The organism is Paenibacillus sp. FSL R7-0216 (genome assembly GCF_037969915.1).
Lineage (GTDB): Bacteria > Bacillota > Bacilli > Paenibacillales > Paenibacillaceae > Fontibacillus > Fontibacillus rhizolycopersici.
This window is the reverse complement of the sequence record NZ_CP150222.1, coordinates 4,036,036-4,053,840: the sequence shown is the minus strand read 5'-3', so window position 1 is coordinate 4,053,840 and position 17,805 is coordinate 4,036,036. Positions and strand designations below refer to the sequence as shown.

The following is a 17,805-nucleotide window of genomic DNA, read 5'->3' as shown; positions in this document are numbered from 1 at the left end:
CCCATGAGTAGATCAGGTATCAACAAATGGATGGTCGTTACAAAATGTAGAGAAAAATACGAAATTAGGTTGAACGAATGAGGAAATCAGAACGCTATATTGCAGAGAAACGGATCAAGCGGACTTTCATCTATATAATCATAAGGCGTGAGAACCGAAGTATGGGAACTGTTGAAAGCCGCTAGGTCTTTTGATTTTAGTGATTTATTATCCTCAAATGAGATCTTGTTATGGAGAGATCGGACATTTTCGTTTTTTCAAGATCCACTTAAAGAGCCTAAAATTAATCCCCATTATTTCACCGATGAGATTGTGAGTACTTTTGTAGACACAGCAGCAGATCGATTGGGAGTGATATTCAAAGAATGGGACAAATGATGGATTCGCTATATGGAAAGGGCTGGAGAAATGGAAGCTAACCAAGCCTTCCCGAAGGCCACACTAATCAAATATAGATTTTCAAAATCAATTTTGATCCATTCATAATGGTGAGTTAAGGATCAAGATTAATTTACTACTACTCATCATATTCACCATTATAGGATTCGAAATCATTAGTAATAAGTTGCTAGATAAACTACGGATAAGTAATCACTAGAATCCGCGATAATATCGGCGAGAATATTCTAACGGCACCTATCACCGATGGGTTTTTAGATGTATAATCATGGAAGAAGATCAGTCCACAAACGCCCCAGCCCAAGATAAGTGCTATCTAGGGTTGGGGTGTTTTTTGAAGGGAGAGGAACTCATGACAGAAAGAATAAGCGTATCCACCGGCTCTCCATGGGAGCCCGTAGTGGGTTATTGTAGAGCAATAAGAATCGGTAATGTCATAGAAGTAGCCGGGACGACGGCAATGAAGGACAACCGAATCATTGGTAAAGGCGATGCATATCTACAAACGAAACAAGCTTTAAAAACAATTGAAGAAGCATTAATAAAGCTTGGAGCAGGGATGGAAAACGTGGTGAGGACTCGAATGTTTGTAACGGATATTTCGAAGTGGGAGGAGATCGGAAAAGCCCATGGAGAGTATTTCAAAGATATTCGGCCGGTTGCCACAATGGTTGAGGTTAAAGCCTTAATTGATCCCGACTTGCTCGTTGAAATTGAAGTGCAAGCCATCTTTCAGACATGAATGCCCAGCCCTAAATAATAGCTATCTAAGGCTGGGGCTCGAGAATAACTATTGTCTTATAATAAGAATGTCTCTAGGTGGTCTTCCAGTGCTTTGGATTTGAGAGATCTCCGAGTTCGTAAGATTGCGGCCAACTAAAATGAACGAAGATGTGACGTTGTTGAAGTTGAAATTGCCCAAGTTAGACACATTTTGGCTGCCACGGAACACGCGGAAGGAACCTTGAAAGTTCGTTCCCGAGAACAATACCAGTGTGACTTGGGAGCTTTGCACAACATTTCTGAGTCGAAAGCTTGAAAGCGCGTTGTTAAACCGAAACGCTCCAAGATCGCGGACTGCAACCCCACCGCGTCTGAAGAGAATCCGACGACCCGAAAAATTAGTACCTGACCATAGTGCAAGACGTACATCACTGTTTGCCAACTATATCACTCCTTTGTTTGAAGGTTGATATAGCTTATTGCAGTTTCTATGAATCGGTGTAGACCAATAGAGTAGGGTGATCGTTTGATTTGCTAATATTCTATTAAGGGGATCTATGCCCCTGGGGTTCCTTCAATTTCAGCTTTTAATTGTTCAAACCACGCTAAATTGACCAAGTGATGGGAACGGGAATTTTCATTCATTCGGCGATAGTAATCAATTTGATCTGGAACTTCCTGCGTGTTGGATAGGTACTCGTCAAGGAGAGCAATTCGGGTTTTCGTCTGATCGATTTGCGATTGAATCAGCTCCAACAGCTTGTTCTTGTCGTATTCATCGGCAAAAAGCAGCGCTCCATAAAATTGCAGGTTCACATACTCCGATTGGGTGCCGTATTTGACCATCAATTTTTCGAATTCAGCCTTTCCGGACTCGGTAATTTTGAAGTTCCGAGTTTCGCGTCCGCGGGTTGAAGGCTCCTGTTGAATCTGTTTAATCCACCCCTTCTCTTCTAATTGCTGCAAATTGTAATAAAACGAGCCTTTCGTGAAGTTGACAATGTACTTGTAATGGCGTTGTTCCATGAAGGCCAATAGTTCGTATCCGTGGGCACCGGGATTTTGGAGAAGTAAGCCAAGAATGAGTAAGGGGATCAATTCTGCATCACCTTCGCCATCCGTGCCTCGAACTCCGCGTACGTGATTTTACCCAAGGCCAAATCCATGCTATGGAGGTAAATCTGTTCGGTTTTCGAATAGTTGCGCTTCGCCTTCAGCGACTGTTCTTCTCCAGGGAGGGGTTCCAGAACATGACACCCATTCGAGAACGCCTCGAAATAACGGTAGCCGAATTTACGTTGCGAAACCGCGTCGATATGAATGCCATCTGCATTCGCGGTCAAATCTGCCGCCGTGACAAAATAACAATTCGGGTGTTCCTTGGCGTAGCGCTGCAATTGCGCGTTAACCTGCCGATATTCTGTCGCGTGCTGTCCAAAACCGGTTTTTCCCAGGAAATCACCAAGCCCGCCAATCATCAGCGGTACCTCATCTTTCAAGTTCAGTTCGTTTCTCAGGGTTTCGATGATCAAGGCGAATTTCTCGTTATACGTTTCATGCAGCGAACCATAACTGTCGCTTTCCCCCTGGTGCCAAAGGATTCCACAGATTTGGCTGGAACGCTGGGCGAAGCGGGCTTCGGACAAAACATGCTGAAACAGGATGCCTTCCGGATGCCAGTCATTCAAGGAGCTGCCTCCTTCCGCACAAGGAATCAACCCAATTTCCTCATCGGGATGAGCTTTCGACCAGGCATCGGCAAATGACGCTGCCGGACTTACTCCAGAAACGGGACGGTCGTAGTTGATCGGCTCTGTCATCATCTGCCACTGTCCGTTGCGCAGCATTTTTATTTTTTCATTATAGATCGGATCGACTTCATGCAAAAATCCACGGCCCGCCATGTTCGACTGGCCCAACATTAAAAATGACTTCATCTCTGCCTAACTCCTTTATGTTACTCTTATAGTCTAATTAGACTATCGTTAGCATATCGTATGCTCAGTTTATAGTCAAATGAATGTAGCTGGTATTGGTGAACAGATGTATAATCATGGAAGAAGCTCTGACGACAAACGCCCTAACCTAAGATAAGAGCTATCTTGGGTTGGGGCATTTTGTGTAGTAAATAGGAATTGTTAGTAGGCTTGAAGGAGCCTAACAGAGGAGAATGATGAGGGAGGAAGCGAATATGGAAGAAAATAAGGAGATTAAGCAACAGGAAAAACATGAAGACATTACGGGGATCACTTGTATCTATGTACCGGTGAATGATGTTTACGAGTCCATTCAATGGTACCAAAAGAATTTGGGATACCAACCTGCAGACAGCAATCGAGTTGAACCCGGGATGACGATGGCTGTGATGAATATGCCGGATCGGAACGGTAACTTACCTTCACCTGGCTTAAGACAAGTTGTGCCCGCTCTGTTCTTACACCAATCGGACGAAGAAGGCGGCCGTTTACGCTTCTCATGGACATTGGACAGCGGTAAGCCGCATGCGATAGCATGTTTCATTACTCCACGGATCGAAGTGTTGCGAGAACGCTTCAAAGAAAACGGAGTGAATATTTTGGGAGAGCGTATGACAAGTGGACCCAATGTAACGTTCGCGGATCCCGACGGTAACGTATGGGAGGTTTGGCAACCCTAATGATCTCACGCTATCGTTGGATGAGTTGATTAAAGCGAATGGAATAAGAGGAGTTAAGATGATGTTATTTTTCGAGAAAACTAACAAGCTATCCAATTTCCTACTTACCCTATTTGTGCTGTTTCTCATTCTATCTCTCATCTTCTTCGCAAGTAGCCAGTTCACAGAAGTTCTCTCGTATAACTTCACCAATGATCTGAGAGGAACCGTCTGGATGATCGTTTGCTTTGGGGTTTCGATTTCTTCGTTAGTTGCAGGAGTAGCTCTGAAGGTTTTGATAAAAGAAGCTAACGATGAAATAAAGAGACTTGAAGAAAGAATGAGGAGAAATCAGTCATAGATAAGTCCATCTATAAATAGCCGCAAATTGCTTAGGAGGGTTCAGTGTGATACAGGAAAAAGCAACCACGAAATATCACGTGCTGGCTCGAGGGGTGTTCCTAACGGATCGGCATCTCTTAGTTGCTCATTGCAAAGGGATGGATAATGCCTTTTTGCCTGGAGGACATGTTGAGTTTCATGAGAGTATTAGAAGCTCATTGTACAGAGAAATCAAGGAAGAACTTGGGTTATCCAGTGAGGTGGGCTCTTATCTTGGGGCAGTTGAAGCTGGCTACGAAGACGAAGGCGTGTACCATCAAGAAATAAATCATGTGTTTGTTACCCAATTAGCAAATGTAGATCCCAGAACGAACCCCGAATCGAAAGAGAATCATTTAGAATTTTATTGGATCCCTGTAGATGAGATGGATCGCCACAATTTACTTCCCGAGCCAATGAGAAAACTTATTATGAACTACATACGTGGTACCAAAGGTCCTTACTTTGAAAGTACATTTGAAGATGCATAGTTCCACTGGATTTCGTGAAGAAGTGATTCGAGAACAAATTCGGACCAAGGGCTCGTTGAAAAAGTATATTGAGATTGGGATCGGTAACACGTGGCTTATTAGAACGGAGATAGAGCACGAAGATGGAACCGAGACCGAAATTAAAGGAATCGTAAGACCGTTCAAATTGAAATCAGTTTATTTCAGACTATGGATCAGAAGAAGAGTTTTGATTCTTGATCTTAGAGAAGGTGTAAAGGTTCAGACCAAAAGTAATAAAAACTTCAAAATTATACTTGGATTCTATGGCGTTTGATACATAGAAGGAGTTACGTATTTCCAAGGGAGGCCCATATGCTGGTTCATCACCTTCTTTCAAAGGGAGTATGCATTACCGAGATTTATGATGAAACTCAAGAGATCGTTGAACGATGGGATAACACTTTTGCCCAAAATATTAGCGCCGAGATCAAAGAGGCTGTTTATTATAGTCAGTTTAAGTGGCACATGTTCAGTTATGAGCAGCAGAACTGTTTGAAGATGGAGGAGGCCCGAAGAGCTTTTGATTCGATAGAAAAAAGTGAAGTGTACGTCATGTATCAAAACTCGCCGGAGATCTTACGCTGCAAAAACGCGAATGGGCTAGAGTCTTCGGATTTCGATCGTGAACAAGATATCTATATTTTCGATGTAGATTATACCTGGACCTATGTCCATACGCACGAGGAGATGTGTGGCCCTTACTTCTATACAATGAATCGGGAAAGTGATATCAATCAATTGAGCATTTCCAATAATCAATAATTGAATTGAGGGATAAAGATCATGATTCAATCCATCGTCCATATCGCACTTATTGTTAAGGATTATGATGAGGCTATAGATTTTTATACGAAGAAATTGCATTTCACCTTAGTAGAGGATACTTATCAGCCCGAACAAGACAAACGCTGGGTTGTTGTTAGTCCGCCGGGCTCAGTAGGTACGACCATATTGCTCGCGAAGGCTTCGACACCGGAGCAAGAATCGTTTATTGGGAATCAGGCCGGAGGAAGGGTTTTTCTATTTCTGAATACAGATGATTTCTGGAGAGATTATCAAGATATGATCTCAAAAGGGATTGAATTTGTTAGAGAACCGAAAGAGCAAGAATACGGAATTGTAGCAGTATTTAAGGATCTATATGGTAACCTGTGGGACTTACTGCAGCTTAAAGAAGATCATCCCATGATGAAACGGATGAAATAACGAATCACGGGAGGTGTGCGATAATGATCAGCATAAAATCTCCGGGAGGGTCAATGTTTCCTTACTACTTAAAGATTTGGGTGGATGGGTATAAGACATCTATTACAGACCGGGTCATAAGTGAATTTATCAATAACCTAAGTAGAATGAGCTTGTATATAGAGAGACTGGCTATTGTAGGATCCAGAAGAGGCTAAGACTTGGCTAGTAACCGAAAATGGGGGTATAAAATGATATACATAGAAACGACCCGACTGCAATTGAGGGATTGGAAAGAGAGCGACTTGGCCCCCTTTCGTCAACTTAATGCGGATGAACAGGTGATGAGGTATTTTCCGAAAACCTTATCGTCTGAAGAAACAAACGAGCTTTATCAATCCATTTTATCTGAATTTCAAGCATACGGTTTTGGACTCTATGCTGTCGAAGTCAAGGAGACCCAGGAGTTTATAGGGTTTATCGGATTTCGCAAAGTCACATTTGAGGCGGACTTCACGCCATGCATCGAAATCGGTTGGCGACTGAAACAAGAAGCTCGGGGCAAGGGGTATGCATCGGAAGGGGCCGCGGCCTGTTTGCAGTATGGATTTACCCATTTGGGTTTTCAAGAGATTTATAGTTTCACGGCGGTTATCAATACTCCTTCAAGGAACGTCATGACAAAAATCGGGATGGATTATGTGAAAAGATTCCACCACCCAAGAGTCGAGAAAGATAGTCCTTTAAGTGAACATGTTCTATTTCAGATTAGGAGGTTACCCAATGAACAAATGGGAGTATAAAACCATCAAGGTGAAAACCGGAGGATTTATGGGCGGGAAAGTAGATGAGACGGAGTTTGAGCGTGAATTAAATCAATTTGGGCAATACGGATGGGAAGTGGTGTCCTGTTTCGATACAAGTTATGGTCAAGGGACATCTAGAGAAGTCATCGTTGTATTTAAGAGACCCGTGGTGGATTGAAAATAACCTCGAAAGCCAGTTATAAGTTTTGGAGGGATTTATATAGGTAACATCGACAAGCGAAATAAACTGAGTGAGGAAGTTTTCACTTATCAGTTAACAAAGGATCATAAAGTGTTTATATTTTGGAAGGGGAAGCGAGTTACGATACTTTCCGGTAAGGCAAGTCAGAAATTCCTAAATTCGATTGAAGGTAAGGATCATCAAGAAACCCAGTTAGTCATGGCCAAAATTACGGGGAACTTTAAACATGGCAATGAGAAAGACAATAAATGGCCTTAGCCTTTATTACGGTTGGTAGATTTGTGCTTTTTGCCTTTGCTGTCATAGGTGATCCATTCTCCGACAGGCTCGCCCATCTCAAAATATCCCGACCGTTTTATTGTTCCATCGGCACGATACCATTCCCAATACCCGTCAGGTAGGTCACCAACCATTTTTCCTTTTGACCAAATGGTTTTACCGTTTGCATGATATTTGATCGTCCAACCGTCAATCACTTCCAACTTCTTCTCCTTCACTCCATTCGCATGAATCAAATCGCAATTTTCGTTATACATCATGTGCCTCCGATCATCTTGTTTTTGTCCATAATACCATATTTCAAGGGGAAGTGAGGATGATATCATGGGATACATCATGGAGCTTCGGAAGTTAGTCGGTACCAGACCAATCATTATGGTTGGCGTAAGCATCATCGTCAGAAATTCGGAAGGACAGATACTGCTGCAGAAGCGGACGGATAGCCTGGACTGGGGAACGCTTGGCGGTTCGATGGAACTCGGAGAGACCTTTGAGGAAACCGCACGGCGAGAGCTTTTTGAGGAGGCAGGGCTTCAGGCGGAAGAATTGAACTTCATCACGAATTTGTCCGGCGAAGACTTCTACTACAAGTACCCTCATGGGGATGAGGTATATAACGCCATAGCCGTATACGAGGCGGTTCGTGTCCATGGCACACCGACTATCAACGATGATGAAGGTCTCGATTTAAGATACTTTTCCCTTGACGAGTCGATCCATAACTTGAACTCAAACAGTTATATGATTTTAAAGCAAGCGGGTTATATTCAAAAATGGTAGAGGAGGATTCCTATGAACCAACCGTGGTCAGAGCAAATGCCGGCGGTTCAATTTCGCGTGGCTCGGCCGACACATCAACTGGATAAGATCATCGAGTTCTACACGAAAGGACTTGGCTTAGAAATCGTAGGTTCTTTTGCAAAGCATGAGGGCTATGATGGGGTGATGTTTGGACTACCGGGTGTCGACTATCACTTGGAGTTTACGCAGCATGTCGATGCCCTGCCCGTGCTCCCCCCTTCTAAAGACAATTTATTGGTCTTCTATATCCCGGATGGAAACGCCAGAGATGATATCGTCGCACGATTAAGCTCCATGGGTTACCCCGAAGTCGAACCCGAAAATCCCTATTGGAAGCACCAGGGTGTAACCCTATGCGACCCGGATGGCTGGAGAATCGTTTTGCAGAACACGGCAGGGATTTAGCAGGATTCCTCGTATGGAATTGCACCCTCCCGAGCTTGCTGTTATACTTTTGGCTATGAAATGGATTGGGGGTTATACAGATGGCAATTCGCAATTGCTCATTTGCTAGGAATTCCTCATGCAAAGCCTGATCTAGGGCGATACTTTGCGTGGGGTGCGAGAAGATGAATTCGATCGCCCAAACTTAACTTTATCGTTTCTAATAACAGGCTTTGCACCTTATTGGATTTGTCTAGTTCATCACAAATAAGGGGCTGAAAGCGATGAGTACACCATTTATTAGAAACCACCAGTATAACGTGATTAAGAAACAAGCGGAATTTCTTCAGAAAACTCTGCGTACCGTCTCGGATCGGAGCGTTCTGGAGACCGTCAGATTTAGTACCGCTACGAAAATCGCGGAGGCTTTTCCCATCCTGACGGAGGATCAGAAGCAGATGCTTGGGCAACTGGCTTCCCTCGAGACGGATCAAGATTTCCAAAGGTATCTTGGCGCGTTCGAGGCCTATATGGAGCCTTTTCCACCGATTACGGTGAAGCAGATTGAGAAGCTATTCCCTAAAAATAAAAAGTTGAAAGTACCGGATCTCGCCTCCATCGACTTTCGTTACGTGACATATCTGAGTTGGGTGGATATCGCGACGAACAAGCTATTCCTTGTCTATCCGCACGAAGGTCGGTTCCTCGGTATCGAAGGCCGAATTACCCCGACAAACAAGAAAGGGTATTGCCTGTTCTGCAATCGACATCAGGAGCTTGCTTTTTTCTCGGTGAAAACCAAATCCGCCAATGCTTCACCAGATAACTTCTCCATGTACGGACATTATGTCTGTCTAGAGAACCAGAGCTGCAACCACAGCATTACGGATACGGAGGCTTTGGAGAAGTTCTTGAAGTTGGTTGGAAAATAAGTTCTTAAACAAGAAGATCACCGCGTAACGGTGGTCTTCTTGCTGTTTGTAGGATTTCAGGAGTAAAATGGAGGCGATACCAAACGATGCGGAAGCAACGCATGTAGAGCATAAGCAGAAAGGTCCTATCCCCTATCATAAAATCGGAAAGGACCTTTATTCATGCTCTCCTCAAGCCCGCTCCGCCAACCGGAGCGCCGAACTCCGCGGGTTCTTCTTGTACTCGTTGGGCGTCACCCCAACTTCTTGCTTGAACAGCTTGGAGAAGTAGGAGTAGTTGGCGTAGCCGACTTGGTTCGCCACGGCGTAAACGGAAAGTTTGGACGTCTCAAGCAATTGCTTGGCTACGGAGATGCGGACCTGGATGACGTAACTGCCAAGCGAGATCCCCGTCTCTTTCTTGAACAAGCGAGCCAGATAATCCGGGTTAAGATAGACGACCTCCGCTAGGCCGTTCCGGGTCAGATCATCCCCGTAATGGGCGTGAATATACTGTTTGATCTCCTCGGCAACCGATTTCGGTTCTGCCGCGAAGTCTCGATAGGCCACGGCGGTGTTGACCAGATAGGTCACGTACTCCTGCATGTCCTCGATCGAATGAAGGGATCCGGCTGATAGCTCCTCGTTGGCCCGCGCGGCATACAATTTGTGCGCTTCGATGCCTTTGACCTTCAGGAAGGCGTATACGAGCTGTACGATATCGAGTCGAAACAAGGCGAGGCAAGAGGAGTCCAGTGTATTGCGGTCCAAGAGGCTGCGAAGGTACCGGGACGTCTCGGCTAGAAATGAAGCCGGATCATTTTGATGAAGCAGCTCTTCCAAGCGATTCAAGTCCGGAGGGAGGTATACCGGTTGCTGTTGCGGGTAATCGCTCTCCGCCCAGTAAGTTCGGTTGCGGGTTTTGGTTAAATTGTCATTCATCGCCAGCAGCTGGTGCATCACTTGGCCGATGTCCTCCAAGCGGCCGGAGAGGCCCACGCAGCAACAGGCATCACAATTCAAATACCCGTTCGCTCTGCGAATCCCTTCGGAGCATAACTCTGCGAGCACTCCGGGCTCCGGCGGGGCGTTCCACTTGAGGATAGCGATCCAATGATACTCCTTCACCTCCAGGAGCGTCTCGACGGCAAACCACGGATGTTGCAGCAGCTCCCCCAACACATTACCCAAGGCAAAATCGAACAACCCCTTCTCCTCCCGGCCTAGGCTGCCATTATAGGGGAACACATGAATCAGTACCGGTTGGATAAGGTCGGTCGAAAGGTAGGCGAGCTGCTGATCTTCCACAGCCTGAGCCACCGCAGCCGGCTTAACTGGCGCGGCTGTGCTCGCACTCACGAGTTTGCGCCAGAAATACTCCACGAGATTCGCCTGGTTCTTCTGCCATAGCACCCCTTCCTGAATCGCCTTCTCCCGATACTGCTGTTCCTGGGCCCGGGCGACCGCCTTACGGAGGATCAGCATCAGTTTATCGAACTCGATGGGCTTAAGGAAATATTCGAAGCTCTGCAGCTCGATCGCTTTCTGCGCATAGTTGAAGTCGGCGTAATTGGTCAGGAAGATGGCTTGAACGGGGTAGTTCTCTTCCCGGATCCAGGCCAGCAGATCGAGTCCGCTTCCCTGAGGCATTTCAATGTCGGATATCAGGATTTGCACCGGGTTCTGCTGCAGGATATCACGAGCCTGGGCGACGTTGTTGGCCGTATACACCTTCTCGATCCCTAGCGACGTCCATTCGATTTTCTTCTCCAAAGCCGCGACGACGTAAACATCGTCATCCACAACCAATGCATTCATACCGCCACGCTCCTGTTCGCCCCGGCAACAGCCGGGAGGGATATCATCACGCACGCCCCGCCATCCTCCCGGTTGGAGAACGACACGGCCGCTTGCCCGCTATAAAGGGAGGCCAAACGCTGCAACGTGTTCATAATTCCAATATGGTTCCCCGCAGATTGATCCAGGGGTCTCCCGTTCCGCAAATCCTCCAGGATCTCCGGCGGGAACCCGGGTCCGGTATCGGCGATCCGGATCGTCAGGCGCCCCTCGCCATCTTCTTGCTGCAACTGCAGCGTCAGCTCAATGTTCACCTGCGAAACGCGGGACACCGCGTATTTGACCGCGTTTTCCACGAAGGTCTGCAGGACGAGCGGCGGGATCCTGAACCCCGCTGCTAGATTCACCCCCTCGTCGATGCGATAGGCTAGAGCATTGGGATACCGGTGCTTCTGGATGTCGAGATAAATCCTCACATGTTCGATTTCATCGCTTAACTTCACGAAATCGCCGTCGTTTTGGAAAATGTAGCGGAAATAACGTGAGGTGGACAAGGCCATCTGTTCGATTTCCCGGTACAGCTGCATTTGCGCCATGCTGTAAATGTTCGTCAGGCAATTGAGGAAAAAATGCGGGTTGATCTGCAGCTTCATATAATCCAGCTGGATGCGCTGCTTCTCCAACTCCCGTTCGTACAGGTCGATTTTGAATCTCTTGATCTGGTCGACCAGGTTCATGAATTGCTTATTGGCTCTCTCCAGCTCGATGATTTTACTGCTTTCGAATTCCAGCAATTCGCCTTCCTCCGTCCAAAAGGCCAGGTTGTAGGAGAAGCTCTTGATCGGACGAAGGACCTTATTCCGGAAATAGAGCAGAATGAACCCGAGGCTGCAAGTAATGATGACGGCGAGCAGGAGAATCAGCAACTGAGCAATCATGATTTTCTCAAATGTCCCGAACTGAATCACCAGCTTGACGTAAAAAGAGGCGTTCGTGAACTCCCCGTTTACCGTAGTTCCGCCCTTAAACAACTTCAGGAAGGAAGACGGCTGCGGATTCTCGCCCAGCTGTTCGCCGTTGTTGGAAATCGGGCTGGTCACGACCTGGCCGCGATCATCAACCAGCGAGACGAACCCGTTCTCGCCAAGGTTCAGCTCCCGTAATGGACGGATCAAATGATCCGCGGACACCAGGCTAATCATGTAACTATCATGATAGGGAACGATGTTCGTGATGTAATACCTGCCGCCGATCTCCACCGGCATCCACTTGGAGTAAATTTTCTCGTACACGTCCCGGCCCGCCTCCACGTTGGCGATGACCTGCTCCTTCAGTTCCAGGTAATCCGAATACGGAATGCTGATCGGCGCGCAGTTGAGGAAGAAGTCCTGTTTCTTCAAATACACGAAGAAGTTGTATTCCTGCCCGTAGTTTTTTTGCAACTCATTAAAGCGTTTATGCAGATTCTCATTCCCCTCAAAAAACTCCGCACTGTTCATCGGGTTCTCGTTCATCGCCTTCAGGTTCTCGTCGTTCGCCAGCGTCCAACCCGTATAGTGGTTGATATAAGCGAAATCGTGGTTGATTCGGTTGATGTATAAGTCCGCGGTATCCTGCAGATAACGCGTGGATTGCTGCTTCACGATGGATATCGCGGCTAGGCTGATGGCGAAATCCAGGATCAAGACGATAAAGGAGATCAGGAACATGAAGTTCACGTAATGCCGGATCGGATATTGTTTGTTTTTTGCTGCGTCATTGGCCATAGTCCCTCACGCCTCTTCCTGCCTAAACTGGTTCGAATTGAACGTTCATGAATGCGCTGTCAATGCGGTTTACCCCTATTATAAATCCTTCCATTAGAAAAAGAATACGTTATCCAGCCAGCACCACCGGAAAGTCCGGATAGTGCCAAATCGGGTCCGGATTCCGTTATTCCCCTCTCCCTTTGGATGAAGTTCCAAGCCACGATCCCCAAAGGATCCCGCGGCAAAAGTCCGGTTTCCGCCAGCAGGAGGTCCGATAAACGCACCAGGGCGGGCTCTATACTGAAGACATGGAAGCCGCCGGACATGCGGAAGGCGAGCCTCGGACGCTACACGAACAAGAAGGAGGGGATGTCATGAAATCCGATGTGGCCGGCTTCAGGCGAACACTCGGACAAATCCATCGAAACCGGGGGCTGTATTTGCTGCTTGTGCCTGCGGTGATACTGTCGCTGTTGTTCGCCTACAAACCGATGTATGGCGTGTTAATCGCCTTCAAGGATTACAGCCCGGCGCTGGGCATTGACGGCAGCCCATGGGTGGGGTTGAAGCATTTCGAGAAATTTTTTCACTCATATCAATTTTCGACGACGATCAAGAACACCATTATTATCAGCTTGTATAGCATCGCCACGTTCCCGATTCCGATCGTGCTGGCATTGATGGTCAATCAGATGCGGGCGAACCGGTTCCGCCGCTTCTTCCAAACCGTCTCGTATATGCCGCATTTTATCTCTACCGTCGTCATGGTCGGGTTGATGCTGATCTTGCTCTCCCCAAGCACCGGCCTGGTCGGCAATCTGTACAAACTGTTCGGCGGAGATGCGCCTGACTTGATCGGCTCGGCGGGATGGTTCAGCAGCATTTACGTCTGGTCGGATGTGTGGCAGCATGTCGGCTGGGACAGCATCATTTACATCGCCGCATTATCTACGGTCGATCCAAGCTTGTATGAGGCGGCTACGGTCGATGGGGCCAGCCGCTGGCACAAAATCCGCTACATTGATATTCCGATGTTGATGCCAACGGCGATCACGCTGCTCATTTTGCGAGTCGGCGGCCTGCTGGGAGTTGGATTCGAGAAGGTGTATCTGATGCAAAACGACCTGAACATTCCCGCCAGCGAAATCTTGTCCACCTACATCTACAAAATCGGCTTACTGAGCAGCCAATACAGCTTCTCCTCGGCCGTCAACTTGTTTAACACCGTCATTAACTTCCTGTTGCTGATTCTCGTCAACCAGATTTCGAAGAAATACAGTGAGAACAGCCTGTGGTAGGGGAAAGGGGGAGAAAGAGATGGAAGCAGAAGCAATCCGCCCGACAGCAAGTACAGCCGCGCAGCCGATCAACAACCGTTCGTCCGATAAAGTGATGGAAGTGTTGCTTTATGTCTTCGCCGTCTTGTTTTTGATCGTGTTGATGTATCCGCTGTATTTTATCGTCATCGCTTCCTTTAGCGACCCGTCGGCCGTGGCGAACGGGCAGGTGTGGTTCGTTCCTAAGGGATTTACTTTGGAAGGCTATAAGGAGCTGTTAAAGCACGAAAATATTTGGATCGGTTACCGAAACACGATATTGTATACGGTAGTAGGTACGGCCATCGGCCTGATCGTTAACGTGTCGGCGGCGTATGCCCTGTCGCGGAAGGATCTCGTCGGACGAAAATTCCTTTCTTTGTTCTTTATCTTTACGATGTTCTTCAGCGGCGGACTCATCCCGACCTTCTTAACGATCCGGGACTTCCATCTGTACGATACGTTCCTGGTTATGGTCTTGCCCTTCTCCGTGATCGTATACGACATCATCGTTGCAAGGACGTTCTTCCAATCGAGCATTCCCGAGGATTTATGGGAGGCGGCGCAAATTGACGGCTGCGGCAACCTTCGTTATTTCGCTCAAGTCGTGCTGCCGCTGTCCAAGGCGATCATCGCGGTGCTGGGGTTATGGATCGCTGTCGGTTACTGGAACTCTTACTTCAATGCCTTGATTTATTTAAAAAATCCGGATCTGCATCCCCTGCAGCTCGTCCTGCGTAACATCCTGATCACAAACCAGATGCAGTCCGGCATGGGCACCGGTGAAGCGGCGCAAATCGCCCTTCGGCTTGCGAATCTGATGCGGTATTCCGTCATTATCGTCGCAACCGTACCGATCATGTGTGTGTATCCCTTCCTGCAAAAATACTTCAATCAGGGGGTGATGATCGGCGCGGTCAAAAGTTAATTCCATCTGAAAAAGCATGGTAAAATCATGGAATGGGGGATCTTGTCTATGAACAAACAGGCAGGTAAGTTCGCAATGAAGAAATGGACGGCGCTGATTCTTGCGGGAGCGCTCGTCTTTGGATTGGCAGGCTGCGGCGGCGGGAAAGCCTCCGAGGGCTCCGGCAACCCGGCGCCAAGCGATACGAGCAGCTTCAACAAGGAAGGATTGCCGATCGTTAACGAACCGGTGACGTTGAAGGTCCTGACGATGCGCTGGGGGAACATGGGCGATACGTTTACGCAAAATCAATGGTTGAAGGATCTGGAGAAGAACACCAATGTCAAAATCGAATGGCAGGTCGTATCGTCCAACGACTGGGGCGAGCAGAAATCGATCATGCTGGCCAGCGGCACGCTGCCCGATATCATCCTGGGCGACCAGACCTTTTCCGATTCCGATATCGTTAATAACTTGAGTTACTTCCGTCCGCTGGACGATTATATCGATCAATACATGCCGAACCTCAAAGCTGCCATGGCCGAGACGCCGGAGCTGAAGAAGATCAGCACGTTCCCGGACGGCAAAATCTATTCCTTACCGACAAGGCTGCCGTCGCGTCCAAAGACGAAAAACCAGCCGGTCATCAACAAAACCTGGCTGGATCAATTGGGGCTTCAGGTCCCGGACACGATCGACGATTTACACAATGTGTTGAAAGCGTTTAAGGAGCAGGATCCAAACGGCAACGGGAAAGCGGATGAAATTCCATATACCGAAACCGGACTGGCGCCAGATTTCCTGAATCCGTTTGGCATTACCGACATCAATGCCAATAACATGCTGGTGAAAGACGGGAAGCCCATCTACTATCCGACCAGCGAGGAATATAAGGAAGGCTTGAAATTTGCGAACAAGCTGTATGCCGAAGGTCTAATCGACAAAGAGCTGTTCACCCAGGACGGAACGATGACGTCGGCGAAACAGCAAAATGCGGACGCTCCGATCGTCGGGTTTACGAACCAATGGACGCCGGATGCGGTATTCGGCAAATGGAGCGACCAGTATGCCGCCATCCCGCCGATCGCAGGACCGGACGGCAATCGCTACAATCCGGGGAATCCCAACGGGATGAGCTTTAACCGCAATGAGATGCTGATTACGACGTCCTGTAAGTATCCGGAAGTGGCCGCCCGCTGGGCTGACCAGTTCTATACCAATGAAGCGAGCATCCAGAACTTCTGGGGCGCGATCGGCACGGTTATCCAGAAGAACGATGATGGCACGTATACCCTGATGGATCCGCCGGCTGGCACCAGCGCGGACGCGTGGTACTGGGAGCAGTCGCTGCGGGATTTCGGACCCAAATACGTTAGCCCTGCTTTTGAGAAGAACATCGTGCTTAACCCGAAAGCCGGCGACGGCCTGAAACTGGAAATCGACAAAATGGGCAGCGAATACGTGACGACGCCGTTCCCGAATGTCATGTACACCGCCGAGGAGTTCCAAGAACTCCCGACCCTGACAACGGACATCGACACCTACGTGGCGACGATGCGTGCTCAGTGGGTAACCAAAGGCGGCATCGATGAAGGCTGGGACGCTTACGTGAAGAAGCTGAACGACATGGGGCTGGAGAAGCTGATGAAAATCCGCACCGATGCTTACGACCGCTACATGAGTGTGAAATAAACGGTTTAATTTCCACAGAACCGCTCTGCAAATCCAATTGCAGGGCGGTTTTTGTTAAGCCAAAAAAACAAGGCTCATGCAGGTATGGAAGCCAGCGGCGGAGAATAAAGCGTTCATATACGTTGATGCAATGAGAAGAAGGAGGCACCCCATGAGCGAAGAGCGGAACAACAGATCCGGTAATCCCTTATTTTCGGGCTGGTATGCGGACCCGGAAGCGAGGATTTTTCAGGATCGATATTGGATTTACCCGACGTATTCGGCACCGTACGAGAAGCAAACGTTTTTTGATGCGTTCTATTCTACGGATTTGACGGAGTGGACGAAGGCGGAGCGCATCCTGAGAATGGAAGACATCCCTTGGGCGAGGTTAGCGTTATGGGCTCCGTCGCCGGTGGAGCGAAATGGGAGATTCTATTATTACTTTGCCGCGAACGATATCCAGAACGACGATGAGCTTGGTGGGATCGGCGTGGCCGTTGCCGACCGGCCGGAAGGGCCGTTTCGAGACGCCCTTGGCAAGCCGTTGATCGATCGGTTTCATTTTGGCGCACAGCCTATCGATCCCCATGTGTTTCTCGATGATGACGGGTGTGCCTATCTCTACTACGGGGGTTGGGGACATTGCAATGTGGTGAAATTGTCCGAGGACATGGTTCATCTGGACACTTTTGCAGATGGAGCCACCTTTAAGGAGATCACCCCGGAGCATTATATTGAAGGACCGTGCATGTTCAAGCGCCGCGATATCTACTATTTCATGTGGTCCGAGGGAGGATGGACCGGGCCGGACTATTCCGTGGCCTATGCCATGTCGGATTCGCCGGTTGGACCGTTCCAGAGGGTTGGGAAGATTCTGCAGCAGGATCCGGAGATCGCCACCGGTGCCGGTCACCATGGATTCCTGCAAATTCCGGGCAGCGACGAGTGGTACATCGTTTATCATCGCCGTCCGCTAAGCGAAACGGATGCGAATCATCGCGTGGTTTGCATGGACCGGATGTTATTTGAAGAGGACGGACGAATCCAGCCGGTGCAAATGACCCATGAAGGAGTTTCGCCCAGACCGCTGCCGAGATAGGATGGATTCTGTCTTTCCTTGAGGCGGGCAGCGACAGCTAGAGGGA

The 17,805-nt window shown here is 48.1% G+C and carries 22 protein-coding genes; 16 read left to right on the top strand and 6 right to left on the bottom strand.

From position 1 onward, the window contains the following. Positions 1-751 precede the first annotated feature (751 nt). Complete coding sequence (locus MKZ15_RS18565) at positions 752-1,141, top strand: RidA family protein (protein ID WP_193417422.1); 390 nt, start codon at positions 752-754, stop codon at positions 1,139-1,141. Between the two features lie 48 nt (positions 1,142-1,189). Here the strand turns inward: MKZ15_RS18565 and MKZ15_RS18560 are convergent, their stop codons facing one another. From MKZ15_RS18560 to MKZ15_RS18550, 3 genes are all read right to left on the bottom strand, one after another. Further along, complete coding sequence (locus MKZ15_RS18560) at positions 1,190-1,564, bottom strand: hypothetical protein (RefSeq protein WP_339817320.1); 375 nt, start codon at positions 1,562-1,564, stop codon at positions 1,190-1,192. A gap of 113 nt (positions 1,565-1,677) precedes the next feature. Further along, on the bottom strand, positions 1,678-2,220 hold the full coding sequence (locus tag MKZ15_RS18555; protein ID WP_193417424.1) for a PadR family transcriptional regulator: 543 nt from the start codon (positions 2,218-2,220) through the stop codon (positions 1,678-1,680). After that, positions 2,217-3,059, bottom strand: a complete 843-nt coding sequence (locus MKZ15_RS18550; RefSeq protein WP_339817319.1) for a sialate O-acetylesterase — start codon at positions 3,057-3,059, stop codon at positions 2,217-2,219. The genes MKZ15_RS18555 and MKZ15_RS18550 overlap by 4 nt, the downstream gene beginning before the upstream one ends. A 254-nt stretch (positions 3,060-3,313) precedes the next feature. On the opposite strand from MKZ15_RS18550, the gene MKZ15_RS18545 reads away from it, so the two are divergent. The 8 genes from MKZ15_RS18545 (at position 3,314) to MKZ15_RS18510 (ending at position 7,101) form a co-directional block, all read left to right on the top strand. Beyond that, on the top strand, positions 3,314-3,778 hold the full coding sequence (locus MKZ15_RS18545; RefSeq protein WP_193417426.1) for a VOC family protein: 465 nt from the start codon (positions 3,314-3,316) through the stop codon (positions 3,776-3,778). A 386-nt stretch (positions 3,779-4,164) separates the two neighbouring features. Next, on the top strand, positions 4,165-4,629 hold the full coding sequence (locus tag MKZ15_RS18540; RefSeq protein WP_339817318.1) for an NUDIX domain-containing protein: 465 nt from the start codon (positions 4,165-4,167) through the stop codon (positions 4,627-4,629). Then, positions 4,622-4,924: a DUF3977 family protein gene (locus tag MKZ15_RS18535; protein WP_339822512.1), complete on the top strand. Its 303-nt coding sequence runs from the start codon at positions 4,622-4,624 to the stop codon at positions 4,922-4,924. Before MKZ15_RS18540 ends, MKZ15_RS18535 begins: the two co-directional genes overlap by 8 nt. Before the next feature lie 38 nt (positions 4,925-4,962). After that, positions 4,963-5,412: a DUF4275 family protein gene (locus MKZ15_RS18530; protein ID WP_193417428.1), complete on the top strand. Its 450-nt coding sequence runs from the start codon at positions 4,963-4,965 to the stop codon at positions 5,410-5,412. Between the two features lie 21 nt (positions 5,413-5,433). Further along, a complete protein-coding gene (locus MKZ15_RS18525) occupies positions 5,434-5,856 on the top strand; it encodes a VOC family protein (protein WP_193417429.1) in 423 nt (140 codons plus the stop codon). A gap of 230 nt (positions 5,857-6,086) precedes the next feature. After that, entirely contained in the window at positions 6,087-6,638 is a 552-nt protein-coding gene (locus MKZ15_RS18520; protein WP_339822510.1) for a GNAT family N-acetyltransferase, read from the top strand. Continuing rightward, the gene (locus MKZ15_RS18515; RefSeq protein ID WP_339817313.1) at positions 6,619-6,819 is read left to right on the top strand and encodes a DUF4177 domain-containing protein; all 201 of its coding nucleotides are present in this window, start codon (positions 6,619-6,621) and stop codon (positions 6,817-6,819) included. The genes MKZ15_RS18520 and MKZ15_RS18515 overlap by 20 nt, the downstream gene beginning before the upstream one ends. Before the next feature lie 42 nt (positions 6,820-6,861). After that, a complete protein-coding gene (locus MKZ15_RS18510) occupies positions 6,862-7,101 on the top strand; it encodes a hypothetical protein (RefSeq protein WP_339822508.1) in 240 nt (79 codons plus the stop codon). Here MKZ15_RS18510 and MKZ15_RS18505 read toward each other — a convergent pair. Beyond that, positions 7,098-7,379, bottom strand: a complete 282-nt coding sequence (locus MKZ15_RS18505; protein ID WP_339817312.1) for a hypothetical protein — start codon at positions 7,377-7,379, stop codon at positions 7,098-7,100. The genes MKZ15_RS18510 and MKZ15_RS18505 overlap by 4 nt on opposite strands. Before the next feature lie 67 nt (positions 7,380-7,446). On the opposite strand from MKZ15_RS18505, the gene MKZ15_RS18500 reads away from it, so the two are divergent. The 3 genes from MKZ15_RS18500 to MKZ15_RS18490 all read left to right on the top strand — a co-directional run bounded on the left by MKZ15_RS18500 (position 7,447) and on the right by MKZ15_RS18490 (position 9,239). Continuing rightward, positions 7,447-7,902 (top strand): NUDIX hydrolase, encoded by a 456-nt coding sequence (locus MKZ15_RS18500; RefSeq protein ID WP_339817310.1) that lies wholly within the window; start codon positions 7,447-7,449, stop codon positions 7,900-7,902. 12 nt (positions 7,903-7,914) lie between these two features. Then, a complete protein-coding gene (locus MKZ15_RS18495; RefSeq protein ID WP_339817309.1) occupies positions 7,915-8,328 on the top strand; it encodes a VOC family protein in 414 nt (137 codons plus the stop codon). Between the two features lie 263 nt (positions 8,329-8,591). Next, complete coding sequence (locus MKZ15_RS18490) at positions 8,592-9,239, top strand: FusB/FusC family EF-G-binding protein (protein ID WP_339817307.1); 648 nt, start codon at positions 8,592-8,594, stop codon at positions 9,237-9,239. 171 nt (positions 9,240-9,410) lie between these two features. Here MKZ15_RS18490 and MKZ15_RS18485 read toward each other — a convergent pair whose 3' ends face one another. Then, positions 9,411-11,036 (bottom strand): response regulator, encoded by a 1,626-nt coding sequence (locus tag MKZ15_RS18485; RefSeq protein ID WP_339817306.1) that lies wholly within the window; start codon positions 11,034-11,036, stop codon positions 9,411-9,413. Then, positions 11,033-12,781 carry a histidine kinase gene (locus MKZ15_RS18480; protein WP_339817304.1) on the bottom strand — a complete coding sequence of 583 codons (1,749 nt, stop codon included), beginning with the start codon at positions 12,779-12,781 and terminating at the stop codon, positions 11,033-11,035. Before MKZ15_RS18480 ends, MKZ15_RS18485 begins: the two co-directional genes overlap by 4 nt. 356 nt (positions 12,782-13,137) lie before the next feature. On the opposite strand from MKZ15_RS18480, the gene MKZ15_RS18475 reads away from it, so the two are divergent. The 4 genes from MKZ15_RS18475 (at position 13,138) to MKZ15_RS18460 (ending at position 17,759) form a co-directional block, all read left to right on the top strand. Next, positions 13,138-14,061 (top strand): ABC transporter permease subunit, encoded by a 924-nt coding sequence (locus tag MKZ15_RS18475; protein WP_155606243.1) that lies wholly within the window; start codon positions 13,138-13,140, stop codon positions 14,059-14,061. Between the two features lie 19 nt (positions 14,062-14,080). Further along, positions 14,081-15,007 carry a carbohydrate ABC transporter permease gene (locus MKZ15_RS18470; RefSeq protein ID WP_155606244.1) on the top strand — a complete coding sequence of 309 codons (927 nt, stop codon included), beginning with the start codon at positions 14,081-14,083 and terminating at the stop codon, positions 15,005-15,007. A 48-nt stretch (positions 15,008-15,055) separates the two neighbouring features. Continuing rightward, positions 15,056-16,678 (top strand): extracellular solute-binding protein, encoded by a 1,623-nt coding sequence (locus tag MKZ15_RS18465; protein ID WP_339817300.1) that lies wholly within the window; start codon positions 15,056-15,058, stop codon positions 16,676-16,678. Positions 16,679-16,829: 151 nt separating this feature from the next. Further along, positions 16,830-17,759, top strand: a complete 930-nt coding sequence (locus tag MKZ15_RS18460) for a glycoside hydrolase family 43 protein (RefSeq protein ID WP_339817298.1) — start codon at positions 16,830-16,832, stop codon at positions 17,757-17,759. Positions 17,760-17,805: the final 46 nt, after the last annotated feature.